The following is a 16,258-nucleotide window of genomic DNA, read 5'->3' as shown; positions in this document are numbered from 1 at the left end:
TGGAGTGTTTCGCCTCGCCTATTCTGGTCGATACAAAATCCAGAGAGAAGCCTTTCTCGCCCTTCTTGAGATCCGAACGCTGGATCTGCGACTTGATGGGGGAATACTTCTTTAGAACACTCAGAAGTCCTTCATCTATAAACCACTCGAAGGAACGAGTCTGGATCTCAATGAGATTCGGGATTTCAAGAGGTTCATACACTCTACCAAATACCCACCGCTCTCGTTTGCCAAAATTGGCCTTTCTCATCAGATCACCTCTTGTCTGTTTTAGCACACCAAACCCACATCAGAGGATTTCCCTGATGTGGGTGTCTTTATTATACAGAGAATATGTAACCAGACAATTGCCCAATTACTTCAATTCGACTTCGGCGCCAGCTTCTTCAAGCTGCTTCTTCAGTTCCTCTGCCTCCACTTTCGGAAGGTTCTCTTTAACGACGCCCTCCGGTGTTCCAGCCTTCTCGACAAGATCCTTGGCTTCTTTCAGTCCGAGTCCGGTTATCGTTCTTACGACCTTAATAACATCGATCTTCTTTGCTCCAAAGGACTTGAGAACAACCTTGAATTCAGACTGCTCTTCTTCTTCCTCGGCTGCCGCGCCACCCGCTGCAGGCGCTGCCGCTACAGCCATAGGAGCTGCCGCACTAACACCGAATTCCTCTTCTAAGGCCTTCACAAGTTCAGAAAGCTCTGCTACTGTCATTTCCTTTATTGCACCTATTAGTTCTTCCTTAGTCATCTTACCACACCTCCACATGAATCATTCAGCTTTTTTATCCTTAATTGCATTTAGAGCATACAGGAACTTCGTTAGCACTCCATTCAGAGTATAGACAAGACCGGTTATTGGAGCTGCAAATCCACCGACGACCATCGCAATCAGTTGATCTCTCGAAGGCAATTTTGCAAGTTCCGAGGACTGGGCTCCGGTAAAGTATCTCCCTTCAAGAAATCCTGCTTTTATAACTGGCAAGGTCTTATTGTTCTTGTTGAAATCAGTGATTATCTTCAGCGCTGAGATAGGATCCTCATCATCCACAGTCAGCACTGCCGTCGTACCGGTAATTGAGTCTTTCCACTCGCTTTCGTCAAAACCAGCATTACTTAGGGCAAGTCTGACAAGCGTGTTCTTCTTTATCGTGAACTGGGCTCTATCCTCGTACTTCTCATAAAGTCGGTCTCTGAAAGTAGTAATACCAGCTACTTTCATGCCCTTGTAATCCGCGAACAGTATTAGAGAAGATTTTTTGTAGGCCTCTGATAGACTCCGGACGATTTCTTCTTTTCTTTCTCTGGTTAGCACTTCTCGCACCTCCTTTCAGAAAAGCGGCCCCAAAATCGAGGCCGCAGAAGGCTAATCTTCTACATGCCTCGGTAGGCGGCTTACGCTCTTAATTACCTACTGTCTCTGGCAATAATTTATATCTTTTTGTTGACTACTTCTCTGTTTCTTTAACGAAATCTACCTTAATTCCAGCACCCATAGTAGTCGTGAGGAAAACTCTCTGAACGAATCTTCCTTTCGAACCGGATGGTTTCATTTTTGTAATCTGATTAAGAGCCGAGACGAAGTTCTCACGCAGTTTCTCACTTTCAAAAGACTTCTTTCCGACAGGCAAATGAAGATTCCCTGTCTTATCATTCTTAACTTCGATTCTCCCGGCTTTAAAACCCTTAACTGCATCTTCGACATCGGTCGTCACAGTTCCTGCCTTTGGAGACGGCATTAGGCCTCGTGGCCCAAGGACCTTACCCAGTCTGCCTATGTCTCTCATCATATCAGGAGTAGCAATCGCAACATCAAAATCTGTCCAGCCTCCTTGAATCTGCTGAACAAGATCATCGGAGCCCACGAAGTCCGCTCCGGCCTGTCTTGCAACATCTGCCTGCTCTCCTTTGGCAAACACCAGAACACGTACATCCTTTCCTGTTCCATGAGGAAGGGAAATTGTACCCCTAACCTGCTGATCAGACTTTGAAGGATCGATTCCGAGCTTTATATGCATCTCGACAGTCTCATCAAACTTGGTTGGCGGAAAACTCTTTAGCAACTCTATAGACTCTTCGACTGAGTAAACTCTGACTCTGTCAACGGACTCTCTAGCTTGAATGTATCTCTTTGATCTAACCGGCATACAAACCCCTCCTCAACCTACGATTTCGATGCCCATGTTGCGAGCAGTTCCGGCAATAATCTTCGCGGCGGCATCGACTGTTCTGGCATTGAGATCGGGCATTTTGACTTTCGCAATTTCCTCCAGTTGCGCCCTGGTAACTTTTCCAACCTTCTCACGATTAGGAACTCCAGAGCCCTTCTGGATTCCCGCGGCTTTAAGCAACAGGAAGCTGGCGGGCGGAGTTTTGAGGATGAAGCTGAAGGATCTGTCTGCATATACCGAAATAACTACCGGCAGCACCATACCGGCTTTGTCTGAAGTCTCTGCATTGAACTGCTTACAGAACCCCATGATATTCACTCCATGCTGACCGAGAGCCGGTCCTACTGGAGGTGCTGGTGTAGCCTTCCCCGCTTCAAGCTGTAGCTTGATTTGGGCAATGACCTTCTTAGACATATTTTCTTACCTCCTTGTGGTTAAAGGGCGTAACCCTCCCACTTTTTCGTAGATCAGACTATTTTCTCAACCTCAGACAAACTGAGGATAACTGGCGTCTCTCTTCCAAAGATACTGACCACTACTTTCAATTCTTGTCTTTCAGGATCTAGACTTGTCACTTTTCCTACAAAGTCTTCAAATGGACCTGTATTGATTCTTACGACCTCGCCAATATCAAAATCAACTTCTATCTTGACTGGACCGCCTGAATGTTCTTCATACTGTTCAATTCCCACCAACCTCAACAAGGCTTTTATCTCTTTTTCCTTGAGCTGTACAGGCTGACCGCCTACCGAAACGAAGTTGACAACATTTGGAGTATTCTTGACAACATTCCACGTCTCTTCGTTCATTATCATTTCGATGAAGACATACCCGGGATACAGCCTTGTTCTGATGATCTTGAAAATCTTTATCTCTTTCCTTCCTGGAAGATCTGATATTTCCACTCTTCCTTCGGTCTTAGAGAAAATCTTTCTAGTCTCACCAAACAGCTGCCCCCGCTTTACAGGATTTTGTTTCTTCGCAGTCCTGGAATCATAGCTATCTGGATGTACAAGATAGACGTCTTCGTCCCCGTTTTCCTTTTCAACGACGATTCGCTTCATCTTTTGTGTATAGACAATCCTCCCGTCCAATTCGCAGAAATACTCGCCCTGCTTTGCAAGAGGCATTCCCTGCCTAATCCTGGCTCCAGTCTTAATACCTGTCTCAATCTTTGCACTTTCGGGAATGTAATAGGTTTTGGTATAGCGCCTGTCGGCAGTCTCAATGAAGATTACTCTGTAGTTTTTGATTTCTGCAACTGTACCGTCATTCTTAACTTTGATTTCTACTTCTTCAGCTACAGGGTCTCCTTTAGCTACGTCTTGATTGTCCTTAACTAGAAGCTTTGCGTTGGCAGGAACGATATACTTTTCCGCAGCTACGTTAGCTCTGTCAAGCTTAGTTTCCTCCGGAACAAGAATCTTTCCGAACATGTGCGAAAAGCCGAAAGACTCTATCTTGATCTGAATTGCTTCTTTGATAGAGTTTTCAAGGCCTGAGTAAGTTTGAATTATAAACCATCTTTTCCGCACAACTAATCACCAACGCATAACAGCATTAAATAGCGCCTGTCAAGAAATTCAAAAGCGACCCGATCGCATTCGTAAAGATAACATCGAGAAGCGCGAGAAACGCACCCGCAGCAATTAGAATGACGAGTACTGCTCCAGTAGACGAGATCATCTGCTCCCTGTTAGGCCACGTCACCTTCTTAACTTCACTCTTTACTTCGGAAAGAAACTTCCAAAACTTTGCCTTGGCCATGGGATTCCTCCTGACTCAGTTGAGACGACTCAACCTTACTTGGATTCTTTGTGCTCGGTATGTTTTCTGCACTTCGGGCAGTACTTACTCGAGTCAAGCTTATACTTCTTCTGGCGGTTCTTGAATCTGTAATAGTTTCTCGTACCGCACTCCGAACACTTCAAAGTTACAAGAACCTTATTTCCCTTCGTTTTCTTTGCCATTGCTTGCACCTCAACAGTAGCAAAATTAATGGTGGTAAGGGGTGGGTTTGAACCACCGAAGGCGTTCCGCCAGCGGATTTACAGTCCGCCCCCTTTGACCACTCGGGCACCTTACCACCGATAGTTAACCTTGGAGCCAACGAAGGGACTTGAACCCCCAACCTGCTGATTACAAATCAGCCGCTCTTCCGATTGAGCTACGTTGGCCCGACGCACGATACTTATTATATCTAATGACCTTATCCCTGTCAACAAGGCAAATTAAGAAATTTCCTCATCTGAGGGCAGGGAAGCGAAAACTGTTACTTTACTTTCGGGACCAGAATCATCAGCATCTCTTCATTTCTAATCCTGATGTAACCTTCTTCCAACTCCTTCAAAGCAATAGTGATCTTATCGCCGGAAGCTTTAACTGTCGCCGGATCCAGTTTCGGACGTCCAAAATCCTCCAGATCTTCGGCCCTCTTAGCTGCAGCCACTGGAATCGCATACTTGTGCCTAATTCTCTTCAAAAGCAGATCATAATTGATAATCATCTAGTCTTCTCCTCAAACAGGAATCTTTCTCCCTTTTCATTCACAATTCTATCAACTCGAAGCCTTTCGGCGGTAATTATTGCCTCAAATTGACTTACCGAGTGGTTTAAATTATCGTTAACAACAAGATACTGAAAGTGTTTAACCTGTTCCAATTCCCACTTCGCATCTTCCAACCTCATTTTCAGAGATTCGATATTTTCTGTTCCTCTCGACTCGAGGCGCCGAATCAGCTCTCCGTATGATGGTGGAGCAACAAAGATATAAACGGCGTCCTCCAGTGCATTCATTACTGACATTGCTCCCTGAATATCCACGTCAAGAAGTATGTCTCTATCAGAATCCACGCTTTTTTTCACTTGATTTCTCGACGTTCCATAATAATTTCCATGAACCTTTGCCCATTCAAGAAATTCATTCTCTTCCAAGAGCTTACCGAATTCAGCTTCGGAAACAAATATGTAGTCTTTGCCGTCGATCTCCGCCGGACGTCTCTCTCTTGTGGCATATGACACGGAGAAATCAAGATTTTCAATGCGATTAAGTACTTCTTTGAGTATCGAGGTCTTTCCGGCCCCCGAAGGACCACTCATCACAAAGACTATACCTTTCATTCTTCAAAATTCTGTCCAGATACCCTGATATCTTCCAGCAGCTTTTCAATGTCGCTGAATGTCTGCATAAATCTAGAGGCGATAGTCTCAGGCTGAATTGCAGATAAGATAATATGATTACTGTCAGTGATAACTATTGCTCTAGTCTTCCTGCCATATGTGGCATCGATTAGCTTTCCTTCGTCCTTGGCCACTTCCTTCAACCTTTTTAGTGGTGCGGATTCGGGATTCACAATTGCAATAACTCTATCACCGATAATAACATTACCGAACCCGACGTTTATGAGTCCGTACAAGTGAAACACCTCCTACTCTATGTTCTGAACTTGTTCCCTCAGTTTGTTTACCAGCGTTCTTCCCTCGACAGAGAGGTTAGTAATCGCCAGTTTTTTCGATTTGGATGCAATCGTGGACAGTTCGCGGTGCATCTCCTGACAGATGAAATCAAGCTGCACCCCACTCTCTCTGTCAGATTGCATAACACTTCTGAAGGACTCGATATGAGAGATCAGTCTGACTATTTCCTCCGAAATATCTGCCTTTTCTGCAAGAAGCGCTACTTCCTGTTCCAACCTGTTGTCATCGAGCTGACCGTCGGAAAGCTGCTCCAGTTTCCTCTTCAGGAAATCTCGATAGTACAGAACCATGTCCTCGGAATTGGCCTGGAGCTCTTCCGCAACGATCTCGAGCCTATCAAGATACTCGTTCAAAGCGAGAGACATGTTCTGTCCTTCCCTTTCCCTGTCAATGTTCAGTTGTTCCACAGCTTCAATCAGGAGCCCTTCTATAACATTCCATATCTTTTCTGCAAGGTCTTCCGATGGCCTGCTCTTGAATATCTCCTTGAATCTGGCCATTGAATCTACGGAGACTTCTCCGGCGAGTCCGTAACGCTCTCTTATCGATCTCAGAGAATTGTAGATTGAGGAGGCTATTCCAAAGTCAGGTTGAAGAAGGTCATCACTGTCTACCAGAGATATATCGATTCTGGCCTTCACAGTTCCACGCTTGAGATTTCCTTTTATTAATCTGTTGACATTCATTTCAAGCTCGGAGAAAGCATCCCCGATATTTATATCAACATTCAAGTACTTCGAATTTACCGTTTTCAACTCGACGAAAGCATTTACTCCGCACAGTGTTTTTTCGACCCTCGCATATCCGGTCATACTTCTGAGCAACTATTATCACCTCAAAGGCGGTTAAATCTAATTACAGTCAATTATAACCGTTTGTGACTAAAATTTCAAAAGAGGAACCGTTTTCTTCAGTTTTTCTATTAGAATCGCCACATCTTCCTTCGTGGTAAATCTTGACATGCTTATTCTGATCGAGCAGGAGGCAAGAGAAGGATCAACTCCCATTTCATCAAGGACGTATTGACCTCCATCGCTTCTGGAAGAACACGCCGAAGAAGTCCCTAGATAGACATCTTCCTGGGAGAGAGCATTAACCAGAACCTCCGACCTAATACCTGCAAAAGATACATTAACTGTGTTTGAGATTGAATCTTCAGGAGTATTCACAACTCCGCCAAGAGCTTTCACGCTCTTAACAATCTGTTGCTGGAAATCTCTAAGTCTTCTTGATGACGTTTCCATATTTTCAATTGCTCTCTGCATCGCTATCGATGCAACCAGAGCACCCGGCACGTTCTGAGTCCCCGCGCGCATACCCCTCTCCTGTCCTCCACCAGTTATAAAGGGCTTGATTGGCGATCCGCGTTTCACGTATGCTATTCCGACACCCTTTGGACCATGAAACTTGTGGGCAGAAAATGAAGCATAATCACAGAAGCCTTTCTGTAAATTGAAGGGTATCTTACCTATCGTCTGAACTGCATCTACATGGTAGAGAACGGCTCTTCCTCTCAAAGCCATACCAATCTCTTCATAGGGCTGAATCGAACCGGTTACGTTGTTTGCAGCCATGACAGAGACAAGAAAAGTCTCATCATCAACCTCACTGAGGAGCTTGTCGACGCTCACAATGCCACCGCTTTCCGGTGCAACCTCACGATACTCAATGTTCGAAATTGTCTTCAGATCTCTAAGAGTATTTAGAACAGCCTTATGTTCAATTGAAGTTGTGACAATCTTCTTCCTCTTGCCCCTGAAGAAAATACTGGACCTGAGAATCCAGTTTATCGTCTCAGTCGCACATGAAGTGAAGAATATCTCTCTGGGATCGACCGAGAGACAATGCGCCACTCTCTCTCTGGCTTCTTCATGGCGGCGAGCTTGTTTCACACCAAAAGAATGCATTGAATTGGGATTTGCATATTCTTCCTCGCACAGACTCGCCATAAGTTTGGCAAGATCTCTTTCCATCTGAGTAGTGGCATTGTTGTCGAAATAACGGATCAAGACTTAACCATCTCCTCAAACTCCTTCTCACTAATTATCTTTATTCCGAGCGAGCGGGCCTTTCCCTCTTTTGAACCGGGATTCTCACCCACAAGAAGGTAATCGGTATTTTTCGAAACACTCGAAACAGTCTCTCCACCAAGTTCAATTATCTTTTCCTGTATTTCCTTTCTAGAATAGCCGGGAAGGGTGCCAGTAACAGCAAACTTCAATCCTCTTAAGGGTTTGACTCCGCCTACGCTTTTCTCTTGTGTATTCACATATTTCATTAGTTCCTCAATCTCTTCTCTCACATCAGACTCATTCAAGTACTTTCTTATGTCTGAAGCAAGCTGTTCACCGATACCCGAGACTTCCTTCAATTCCTTTTCGCTTGCAGAGATTATTGCCTGTAGACTTCCAAAGTAGTTTGAGAGATCTCTTGCAAGCTTCGATCCTACACCGGGGATTCCGAGTCCAGCAATGAGATTGAAAAGAGGATTTGTCCTGCTCTTCTCGATGGCTTCGATGATTTTGGCAGCCGTCTTTTCGCCGATTCCCTCTCCCAGATTGAGGAGATCGTCTTCACTCAGTTTGTAAAGATCGGAAGGATTCTTCACAAGACCGGCTTCGACTATCCTTTCCACGAGTTTTTCTCCAAGCCCTTCAATATCCATTCCGTCTCTGGAGCAGAAAAACTGTATCCTTCTGCTAAGTTTCGCAGGGCAGGCAAGATTCAGACATTTCAGCGCTACGTCCTCAGCTCTCTCTTTTCCGACACGTCCGCCGCAGACCGGGCATTGCGGAGGGGGATTGATTTCTAGCTCAGCGCCGGTTCTCTTTTCTGGAATACTTTTCACTATCTGCGGAATGATTTCGCCCGCTTTTTCTACAATGACTGTGTCAAAGATTCTTATATCCTTTTCACGGACAAAGTCGAAATTATGCATACTTGCCCTTTTCACGGTGGTTCCGGCCAGCTGAATCGGCTCTAGTTCAGCTACTGGCGTTATCGTGCCAAGCCTCCCTACTCCGAGAGTCACACCCATCAGCTTCGTCGTAGCTTGCTCGGCAGGGAACTTGAAGGCTATAGCCCACCTGGGAGCCTTCGTAGTGTACCCCAGCTCTTGCTGCAAGTGAAGATCTTCCACTTTCACGACCGTTCCGTCTACTGCATAATTCAAACTGGATTTCAATCCGGACCATTTCCTCCAGAATTCGATAACTTCTTCTGTGCCATCTGCCACCTCGAAATTCGGCTCAACTTTCATCCCAATCGCCCTAAGAAAATCAAGTTGCTCACTCTGGCTTTTCAGTCCAAACCTCTCAGGTTCAACAATCTGATAGAAAAACGCACTTAGCTTTCGTTTTGATACTTCCCTTGGATCGAGCTGCCTGAGAGTTCCAGCGGCGGCGTTTCGAGGATTTGCAAACAACTGAAGATTACTCTCTGCGCGAACTTTGTTTAGTTCGTTAAAGACATCCTTTGGCAAATACACCTCTCCCCTCAATTCTATCGAGAGGTCCTTCCTCAGCCTGAGGGGGATAGATTTGATAGCTTTGATGTTCTCGGTGACATCCTCTCCCACGAAGCCGTTTCCTCTCGTCGCTCCTCTCAGAAGCAAACCGCCTTCGTACGTCAGAGAGATAGAAAGTCCATCGATTTTGAGTTCACAAACATACTGCACCGAATCGACGTTCAGTGCCTCTCTGATCCTTTTGTCGAACTGAGTTACCTCCTGCTCCGAGTAGGTGTTGTCCAGGGAGAAGAGCCTATACTCATGAACTACCTCCTTGAAGGAATCAATTGGTCTCAAACCAACCCGTACAGTTGGCGAATCGGGAGTCTTCAGTTCAGGGTATTGATCTTCAAGTTCAGTAAGCTCCTCCATTAGACGATCGTATTCAACATCAGATATCTCTGGATCATCGAGAACGTAGTACTTATGAGCATGGTGGTCGATCTCTTTTCTCAGCTCCTCGATTCTCCTCTTTGCTTCTTCAAATGAAATCACGCTAACCCCTCCCGAAGACAATCACGACTGCTACGGCATATTCTCGCTCATGAGAAATGCTAACCGTCAGATCGACGTTATTCACTAGCCGCTTCAATTCTTCAGAGGGGATCGGTCTTCCCCCATCGTCGGCCAGAAACTGAATCTTCGAGAACTCAATGTCCTTGCACCCCGATGCCTTTACAAACGCCTCTTTGGCCGCGAAGCGGCCGGCGGCAAACTCCATCCTTCTACGCTCATTCCCTAGACCGTCATAGATCTCCTTCTCTTCCTTCCCGAGAATTCGCTCTGCAACGGCTTCCGTCATACGCGAAATATTGATGATGTCTATCCCAGTATTCATGATCCCTCTCAGACCTCCACAACGGTGACGCCACTCCCGCCTTCCGAAGGAGTTCCGATTCTGAAGCTCTTGACACCTCTTGTGCGCCTCAAGTAGCTCCATACTCCTTCAGCAAGCTTGCCAGTACCCTTTCCATGAATTATGTAACCCTGCTTCTTACCATTTGTCTTGAGCATTTGAAGAAAGTCGTCGATAATTATCGGAACATCCTCTGTGATACTGCCTCTGATATCTATTTCCTGACTTATGCTCAAGTTCTCCAATTCAAGAGATGACATCTCGGATTCAGCAGTGACTTTTCCAATAACCCGGACCCGCGACAACGGAACCTTCAATGTGATTTTCCCCGAGTCAATGACTACTCTGTCTCCATCAAATTCACGAACCGTACCTTCTGCGCCGCTTTCTATTAGCTTCACCGAGTCACCGATAGCTGGTATCACCGAATCTCCCTTATCAGGAGAAGCGCTTCCGAAGAGCTCGACTTCCCTTTTCAGTTCGTTCAGGCGCTTAACTGCTGCAACTTTGTCTCTTTCGCTTGATGACCTCGACTGACTTATCGCTCTTTCGATGTCTTTGATAATGGATCCCAGTCTTTCCTCCAGTTCATCTATTTCTCTGCTTACCTCGCGGTATCGTCTTTCTTTGATCATTGAAAGCTTCTCTTCAAAAACCTGAGTCCTTTCTTCAAGTTCCTTTCTCGTCAAGAGAAGAGCCCTTCTTTCTTCTTCCAGTGACGATCTTTCTTTGTGGAGTTTGCCAATTACTGCCTCCAGGTCTCTAGCTTCACTGTCCATATATGAACGGGCTCTCTCAATTATTTCCGGCGGCAGCCCCAGCCTTTTTGAAACCTCTATGGCATTTGACGAGCCGGGAATACCCATTAGCAGTCTATAGGTCGGCCTGAGGCTCGCAACATCAAACTCGACACTTGCATTCTCCACGTCTGAGCGTTCCATAGCATAGAGCTTAATTGGGGTCAAGTGAGTCGTAAGGATCAGTCTGGACTTCTCCAACAGCCTCTCTATTATCGCTATGGACAGAGCCGATCCCTCAACAGGATCGGTTCCAGCGCCCAGTTCATCAAGCAACACAAGAGAGTCACCTTCAACGCTTCCGATTATTCTAATTATTCTTGATATATGAGAAGAGAAAGTGCTCAGACTCTGCTCGATGGACTGCTCGTCCCCAATGTCTGCAAACAGCATCCTGAAAAAGGGGATCTCCGATGTCTGGTCCGCGAGTACAGGAAGTCCGCAAAGCATGAGAAGCACCGCGAGACCAATCGTCTTCATTGCAACCGTCTTTCCACCTGTGTTTGGGCCAGTAATGAAAACTCCATTTATCCCCTCTTCCATTGTGAACGTAATCGGGACCACTTTTTCATCGTTGATGAGAGGGTGCCTGGCATCTTTGAGATAAAATCGGCTTGAAAGAGATGGTCCAATGAAGACCCCTTTTCTCTTCTTTGCGTATCTACAGGCAGCGTAAAGAGCATCGAGAATACCTAAGGCCTCCAGTGATGGCTCAAGTCTTTCAAAGGTGCTAAAAAAAAGGGTTGTAAGCTCTCTCAATATTCTTCTGATTTCCTCTTCTTCTCTAGATTGAAGAATTCTCATCGAGTCGTTAAGAGCAATAAGCTCCTGAGGCTCAAAATAGACCGTTGCGCCGCTGCCCGAAGAACCGTGAATGACACCCTGATACTCATTCTTCCTGCCTGCCGAGAGTGGTAAAACGTATCTTCCTTCCCTGCTGAGCACCAGACTATCTGTCAGACTGTCCTTGTACCTGTTCATTATCGAATCGAGCCTTCCCCTGAGGTTCCTTGAAAGACTCTTAAGTTCATTTCTAATCTCCTTCAAAACTTGAGAAGCGTTGTCCTTAATCTGTCCATCCTCTGAAATCTTCTTTCTGACATCGCCTATGAATCCGCGTTCGCAACCTAGAAGAACTGCTACCTCGCTCACCGCCGGGAAGTCCTGAGAAACACGATCGAAGAACTCCTTCAAACGACAAATGTTTTCCATAGTCACGGCGCTCCTGAAAAGCTCTTCACCGCCGAGACTGAATCCCCGCTTAACTTTGCCAATATAATCGTTGAGATCATGAAAGACTGTGAAGGGTGGCTCTCCTTCCCTCATCAGTATCATGTTGAACTCGCTAACTCTTCTGTAGAGAAGACCGGTATCCTCAGCCAGAGGCTTGAGAGCCTTTATTCTCTCTTTTCCGTACCTGGAAATTGCTTTCTGAGAAACATCCTTAAGAACTGTGTCAAACTCCAGCAATCGAAGAGCGTCTTCATCGAACAATGAATTCATCCGGCAGCTCCACCTTCCTGATAATCTTCGGCATGAGTTTTTCTCTGTTCTTTCTGTCATAGACTGCGATTAGAGCATAGACCACCGCTATGGAAGCAAAGGCAACTCCGAGTGCAAGTACCTCGGATCTAAGAATAGTATTCATCGTTGTGAGCACGACAAGAAAGACGGCAAGGGGAATTCCGTAAACAATCATAGATACTCTGGTTGCACTCAGGTTGCCCGTCTCGATCTCAACTGTATCTCCCGAATGAATCTCAACTCCATTTTTCATTGCCTTTATAGTAACCTTCTTCTCACTTAACGAGACACTGCAACTATTTTTTGAGCCGCAAGTTGAACAGGCCTCTGTACGAGCTTTTTCGAGGAGCACAATATTTCCTTCAAGCTCCTTCACAACAGCCAATTCTCTCATATTCACCTCCGCTAAAAACGGTAAGTAATCTCACCGCCCGCATGAAAAACGGGAAGAGTTTCCATTCCGAAGAATTGCTCAAGTTCAACTCCCAGCGAGACTCCGAAGGAAAGAAAACCTACCCGAACGTAGATGACCGGAGTAATCGAGAAGAAGATCCCAAACTTGTCAAAGTTCGCCGTCATTAGGCCGACTCTGGAAGCGACTCTAAGTCCTGCAGCCGATTTTTCGGTCAAATCGTAGGCTTGCCCTGCAAATACTTTCAACATCGTATTGAAATGACCGCTCTTGTAGAATTCTTCAGAAGAAGATGAAGATATGAAGGAGAAGTTTCCTCCTAGTTCGAATGAGTTTTTTCCAATTTGGCTAATGACATATGCTGCGTTTATTCCGTCGTATACAAGCTCTCCACCTGCCGAAGCTATGCCGGAATAGTGCATACCATCTATAATCAACGAACCAAAACCAAGGGATCCCGTCATGATTGCCATCAGGAACACTACTAAGGTCTTCACACAACACCTCCAGTTCATCGAAATTATAGCATGGGTTTTTTGTGGCACACCAAAGGCAAAGCGAGTTATGCGCTCCCATTCCTGATGTTGTTATTTCAGCAGAGCTGCGAAGTAACCAACCGTTCTGTACCTGTCTCCGATTATCGCACCGCTCGTCGTATTGCTGAGCACATCCAAAGAGTTGAAGGCCTCCCTTACTGCTACTATGGGACCTAAACCACAGGCAGTTATTCTCTTTTCCCTCGAGACATCGTAGGCCTCTCTATACTTCCTTTCTGTCAGAAGACCGACGAGTTCACTGTCTTTCTCCATAGTGATCTCATGCGACTCGTAATGATTCAAATCCGACGACGCTATAATAAGGAGATCCTTCCGTTCCCTCGACACTTTTTCCAGAACTTCCGACATCATCAAAGCCGTCTCCAGCCTCTGATCCGTCATGATAATCGGGACTATTTTGAAATCGTCGTAGATGAATTGCAAAAAGGGAAGCTGGACTTCTATAGAGTGTTCATATAGGTGGCCGGCCGTATCTGAAGCAATTATCCCATTTGACATGGCAATTATTCTCTTTCCTAGTTCATGATCTATCTCCACACTACCCAGGGGAGTTTCCCAGGCTTGGTCAAGCCACAATGAGAGGTGCGTTCCCAGACCAGTATGGTTTGGTCCCACTATTACCACCGTCGCAGGCTTCATAAGTGAAGCGGCCTTCCAGTAAGCCCATGCAGCGACTGGGCCACTCGCCATATAACCGGCATGAGGGACAATCAGGCCGATTGTCCCCTCACTCCTCTCAGAGGTCACTGGAAGACTTCCGGGTCCCACTGGATGGAAGAAGCAATTCATTATCTGGCTTTTGAGATCCTCTCCGTCACCAGCATAGAACTTCCCGCTGACAACGGGTCTCCTTATCACGGCTCGACCACCTCCGCTGTGATGAAGATAACCAATTCTCTCTTGTCGGATGTTCTGTTCTCTGTGGTAAACAGCTTGCCAATGAAAGGTAGATCGCTCAAGAAAGGCATCTTGTTGAGTGTTATCGTTTCGTTACTGTTGACAAGCCCTCCAATTGTTAGCGTATTACCGTTCGAGATGATGAGTCTGCTCTGCGCTTCTCTGGTCTTCTCTCCATAGAGGACTCTCCCCTCGACCTCATACTTCTCCGGCTCACTTACCTTTATATAGAGATCAAGTAATATCTTACCGTCATCATTAACGGTTGGAGTGATTCTTAGTTCGACTCCAGTGTTCAGATATTCGATGGTCTCGATCTCTATAGGGATACCTTCAACATACTCTATAGTTCGAACGAGATAAGGAATCGTATCTCCAATATGGATCTTCGCTTCCTGACCACTAACTGAGACGATTGAAGGGCTCGAAATCAAATCTGAATCAGTATCACCATCACTCAATTTTGCATTAACATCTAGCGTGGCTGTGTTTACGATATCATCTATCAATTGAGTGATGTCCAAATAGTCTATCAATTTGAAGTTCAGATCTATTGAACCGCTCTTAACAAGGACCTCAGCATTGTTCACATCAAATTCAGTCGTGAGCTCTCGAGTGATCCTATCAGCAATTGACTTGTCTACCAGTCTTGTCTCAATCCTTACCTGTTTCTTAGGTTGCGCAAGAGAAGATCCAATCTCATCGAAAATGTTGTCTACTCTGGACTTCGCAAGCCCTCTCACAACAATGTAGCCGTTCACTGGATCGGAAAGAACCTCGCCTCCGTAGAACTCAATCAATCTGGTGACTTCTTCAACATTGTGATAAACACGGTAAACAAGCTCGACATCGGTAGGTTCTTCTCCGGCCTTCTGTTCTTTCTTCGTTACAGCGTAGATGTCGTCGATTTTGCTTATCTCGATCGGTTTTGTTGCATTGATGACTTTCACCAGCCCGTCCCACGTAAGGCCTTCAATAGACATTGTCGCGTTCTCGACTATCTCATCCACAAAAAGGAGCGAGACGCCGAGTTTTTCAGCAACCAACCTGAGAAGGGACTCAAGATCCTGATCGGCAACGTTTATTCTGACCGTGGAACCCGTCACAACGATGCCCTTCTCAAGAGGATCGATGGCCTTTCTCGACTCTTGAACGTCCCTAACCATCTTCTCTGCCGCGTCAAGCAAAACGGAGCTCTTTGACTTTATCAGCAGCATCTGGAGATCTGTGAAGGTCTGAACGGTGATTCCTTCGATTGACTCTCTCAAAAGATCGGCAAGTTCCTGCGGATTGACGGTCAGATCGGTAATGTATCTCGAGATCTCCTTGTCTGCGGCCGCCTCTTCAACTGTCCTGGTTATGATCATTAGTGACTCGGGTTCACCGATCAACAGCCACTGCCGCTCAAGATCTACGAACTCTACTTTCAGATCCAGCTTGGAGATTATCTCTCTGAGCTGCGTTTCGGTCACAAGATTCTTCTCGATTCTTACCGACTCCCGCTTCGAATCTACGGCTAGGATACTGAGCGCGGCTCTCGCGTTTTCAAGACCGACCTGAGTTCCTATTCCGATGAGTCTACCGGAGTATTCTATGATCGATCTGAGATGAATCTCCGCAGACTCAAGGAACTGCGTTATCTGCTCTATGCTCCAGCCGCTAACAGACGGAAGATCTTCAATAAAAACCTTCTCGGTTAACTGAGACAAAGTTGACGCTTCATCAAGCTCAGAAATCAGTTTCTTAGCTACATCTACATGAGCTTTCTCCCCCACAATCAGAAGTCGGTCATCAAACTTACCTATGTAAGTAGATACTCCAATAGAATTCAAAGAATTATCTAAATCCTCCCTGATTCTTTCATCAACAAGATAATCATTGAACTCTTTGCTAACGATAATTATCTCGTAATCCAGGAACTTCGATTCTCCGACAACAGCATCTGACAGAATACTCTTCATGCTATCAATGTCGTTTATCTCACCTATCAACAAATACCTTGACTGAGTGATTTGAGTAAACGTAACTTCAAGCATCAGTTCATTAACCATTGCCTGAAGCACTTCGG

General features: G+C 45.7%; 20 protein-coding genes and 2 tRNA genes. All 22 read right to left on the bottom strand.

The genetic code is table 11. The features are described 5' to 3' along the window. On the bottom strand, positions 1 to 250 hold a 250-nt coding region (locus tag ENN47_10475), incomplete at its 3' end, for a hypothetical protein (protein HDP78583.1). 105 nt (positions 251 to 355) lie between these two features. Beyond that, positions 356 to 742 carry a 50S ribosomal protein L7/L12 gene (locus ENN47_10470; protein HDP78582.1) on the bottom strand — a complete coding sequence of 129 codons (387 nt, stop codon included), beginning with the start codon at positions 740 to 742 and terminating at the stop codon, positions 356 to 358. A gap of 21 nt (positions 743 to 763) precedes the next feature. Continuing rightward, complete coding sequence (locus tag ENN47_10465; protein ID HDP78581.1) at positions 764 to 1,306, bottom strand: 50S ribosomal protein L10; 543 nt, start codon at positions 1,304 to 1,306, stop codon at positions 764 to 766. Positions 1,307 to 1,439: 133 nt separating this feature from the next. Then, entirely contained in the window at positions 1,440 to 2,138 is a 699-nt protein-coding gene (locus ENN47_10460; protein HDP78580.1) for a 50S ribosomal protein L1, read from the bottom strand. Between the two features lie 12 nt (positions 2,139 to 2,150). After that, the gene (gene rplK / locus ENN47_10455; protein ID HDP78579.1) at positions 2,151 to 2,576 is read right to left on the bottom strand and encodes a 50S ribosomal protein L11; all 426 of its coding nucleotides are present in this window, start codon (positions 2,574 to 2,576) and stop codon (positions 2,151 to 2,153) included. 53 nt (positions 2,577 to 2,629) lie between these two features. Further along, positions 2,630 to 3,697: a transcription termination/antitermination factor NusG gene (nusG, locus tag ENN47_10450; GenBank protein ID HDP78578.1), complete on the bottom strand. Its 1,068-nt coding sequence runs from the start codon at positions 3,695 to 3,697 to the stop codon at positions 2,630 to 2,632. A 25-nt stretch (positions 3,698 to 3,722) separates the two neighbouring features. Further along, complete coding sequence (secE, locus tag ENN47_10445) at positions 3,723 to 3,929, bottom strand: preprotein translocase subunit SecE (GenBank protein ID HDP78577.1); 207 nt, start codon at positions 3,927 to 3,929, stop codon at positions 3,723 to 3,725. A gap of 35 nt (positions 3,930 to 3,964) precedes the next feature. Then, a complete protein-coding gene (rpmG, locus tag ENN47_10440; protein ID HDP78576.1) occupies positions 3,965 to 4,132 on the bottom strand; it encodes a 50S ribosomal protein L33 in 168 nt (55 codons plus the stop codon). A 29-nt stretch (positions 4,133 to 4,161) separates the two neighbouring features. Beyond that, positions 4,162 to 4,248 (bottom strand) — tRNA-Tyr (locus ENN47_10435). Positions 4,249 to 4,263: 15 nt separating this feature from the next. After that, positions 4,264 to 4,339, bottom strand: a tRNA-Thr gene (locus ENN47_10430). 95 nt (positions 4,340 to 4,434) lie between these two features. Next, a complete protein-coding gene (locus ENN47_10425) occupies positions 4,435 to 4,668 on the bottom strand; it encodes a DNA-directed RNA polymerase subunit omega (protein HDP78575.1) in 234 nt (77 codons plus the stop codon). Then, positions 4,665 to 5,282 carry a guanylate kinase gene (locus tag ENN47_10420; GenBank protein ID HDP78574.1) on the bottom strand — a complete coding sequence of 206 codons (618 nt, stop codon included), beginning with the start codon at positions 5,280 to 5,282 and terminating at the stop codon, positions 4,665 to 4,667. The genes ENN47_10425 and ENN47_10420 overlap by 4 nt, the downstream gene beginning before the upstream one ends. Next, positions 5,279 to 5,578, bottom strand: coding sequence for a DUF370 domain-containing protein (locus tag ENN47_10415; GenBank protein HDP78573.1), 300 nt, complete (start codon positions 5,576 to 5,578; stop codon positions 5,279 to 5,281). Before ENN47_10415 ends, ENN47_10420 begins: the two co-directional genes overlap by 4 nt. Before the next feature lie 12 nt (positions 5,579 to 5,590). Then, positions 5,591 to 6,463: a YicC family protein gene (locus tag ENN47_10410; GenBank protein HDP78572.1), complete on the bottom strand. Its 873-nt coding sequence runs from the start codon at positions 6,461 to 6,463 to the stop codon at positions 5,591 to 5,593. Positions 6,464 to 6,520: 57 nt separating this feature from the next. Further along, a complete protein-coding gene (locus tag ENN47_10405; protein HDP78571.1) occupies positions 6,521 to 7,645 on the bottom strand; it encodes a cysteine desulfurase in 1,125 nt (374 codons plus the stop codon). Further along, positions 7,645 to 9,642 carry an NAD-dependent DNA ligase LigA gene (gene ligA, locus ENN47_10400; GenBank protein HDP78570.1) on the bottom strand — a complete coding sequence of 666 codons (1,998 nt, stop codon included), beginning with the start codon at positions 9,640 to 9,642 and terminating at the stop codon, positions 7,645 to 7,647. The genes ENN47_10405 and ligA overlap by 1 nt, the downstream gene beginning before the upstream one ends. A 1-nt stretch (position 9,643) precedes the next feature. Next, the gene (acpS, locus tag ENN47_10395; protein ID HDP78569.1) at positions 9,644 to 9,985 is read right to left on the bottom strand and encodes a holo-[acyl-carrier-protein] synthase; all 342 of its coding nucleotides are present in this window, start codon (positions 9,983 to 9,985) and stop codon (positions 9,644 to 9,646) included. Positions 9,986 to 9,993: 8 nt separating this feature from the next. Then, positions 9,994 to 12,303 carry an endonuclease MutS2 gene (locus ENN47_10390; GenBank protein HDP78568.1) on the bottom strand — a complete coding sequence of 770 codons (2,310 nt, stop codon included), beginning with the start codon at positions 12,301 to 12,303 and terminating at the stop codon, positions 9,994 to 9,996. Further along, positions 12,284 to 12,718, bottom strand: coding sequence for a Fis family transcriptional regulator (locus tag ENN47_10385; GenBank protein ID HDP78567.1), 435 nt, complete (start codon positions 12,716 to 12,718; stop codon positions 12,284 to 12,286). The genes ENN47_10390 and ENN47_10385 overlap by 20 nt, the downstream gene beginning before the upstream one ends. 11 nt (positions 12,719 to 12,729) lie before the next feature. Further along, a complete protein-coding gene (locus tag ENN47_10380; protein HDP78566.1) occupies positions 12,730 to 13,233 on the bottom strand; it encodes a hypothetical protein in 504 nt (167 codons plus the stop codon). A gap of 90 nt (positions 13,234 to 13,323) precedes the next feature. Next, a complete protein-coding gene (gene amrB / locus ENN47_10375) occupies positions 13,324 to 14,151 on the bottom strand; it encodes an AmmeMemoRadiSam system protein B (protein HDP78565.1) in 828 nt (275 codons plus the stop codon). Beyond that, positions 14,148 to 16,258, bottom strand: a 2,111-nt coding sequence (locus ENN47_10370) for a type II and III secretion system protein (protein HDP78564.1), incomplete at its 5' end; no start/stop codon positions are given. The genes amrB and ENN47_10370, both read right to left, overlap by 4 nt.

Source organism: Mesotoga infera, assembly GCA_011045915.1.
GTDB classification, from domain to species: domain Bacteria; phylum Thermotogota; class Thermotogae; order Petrotogales; family Kosmotogaceae; genus Mesotoga; species Mesotoga infera_D.
This window is presented reverse-complemented; position numbering and strand designations above follow the sequence as displayed.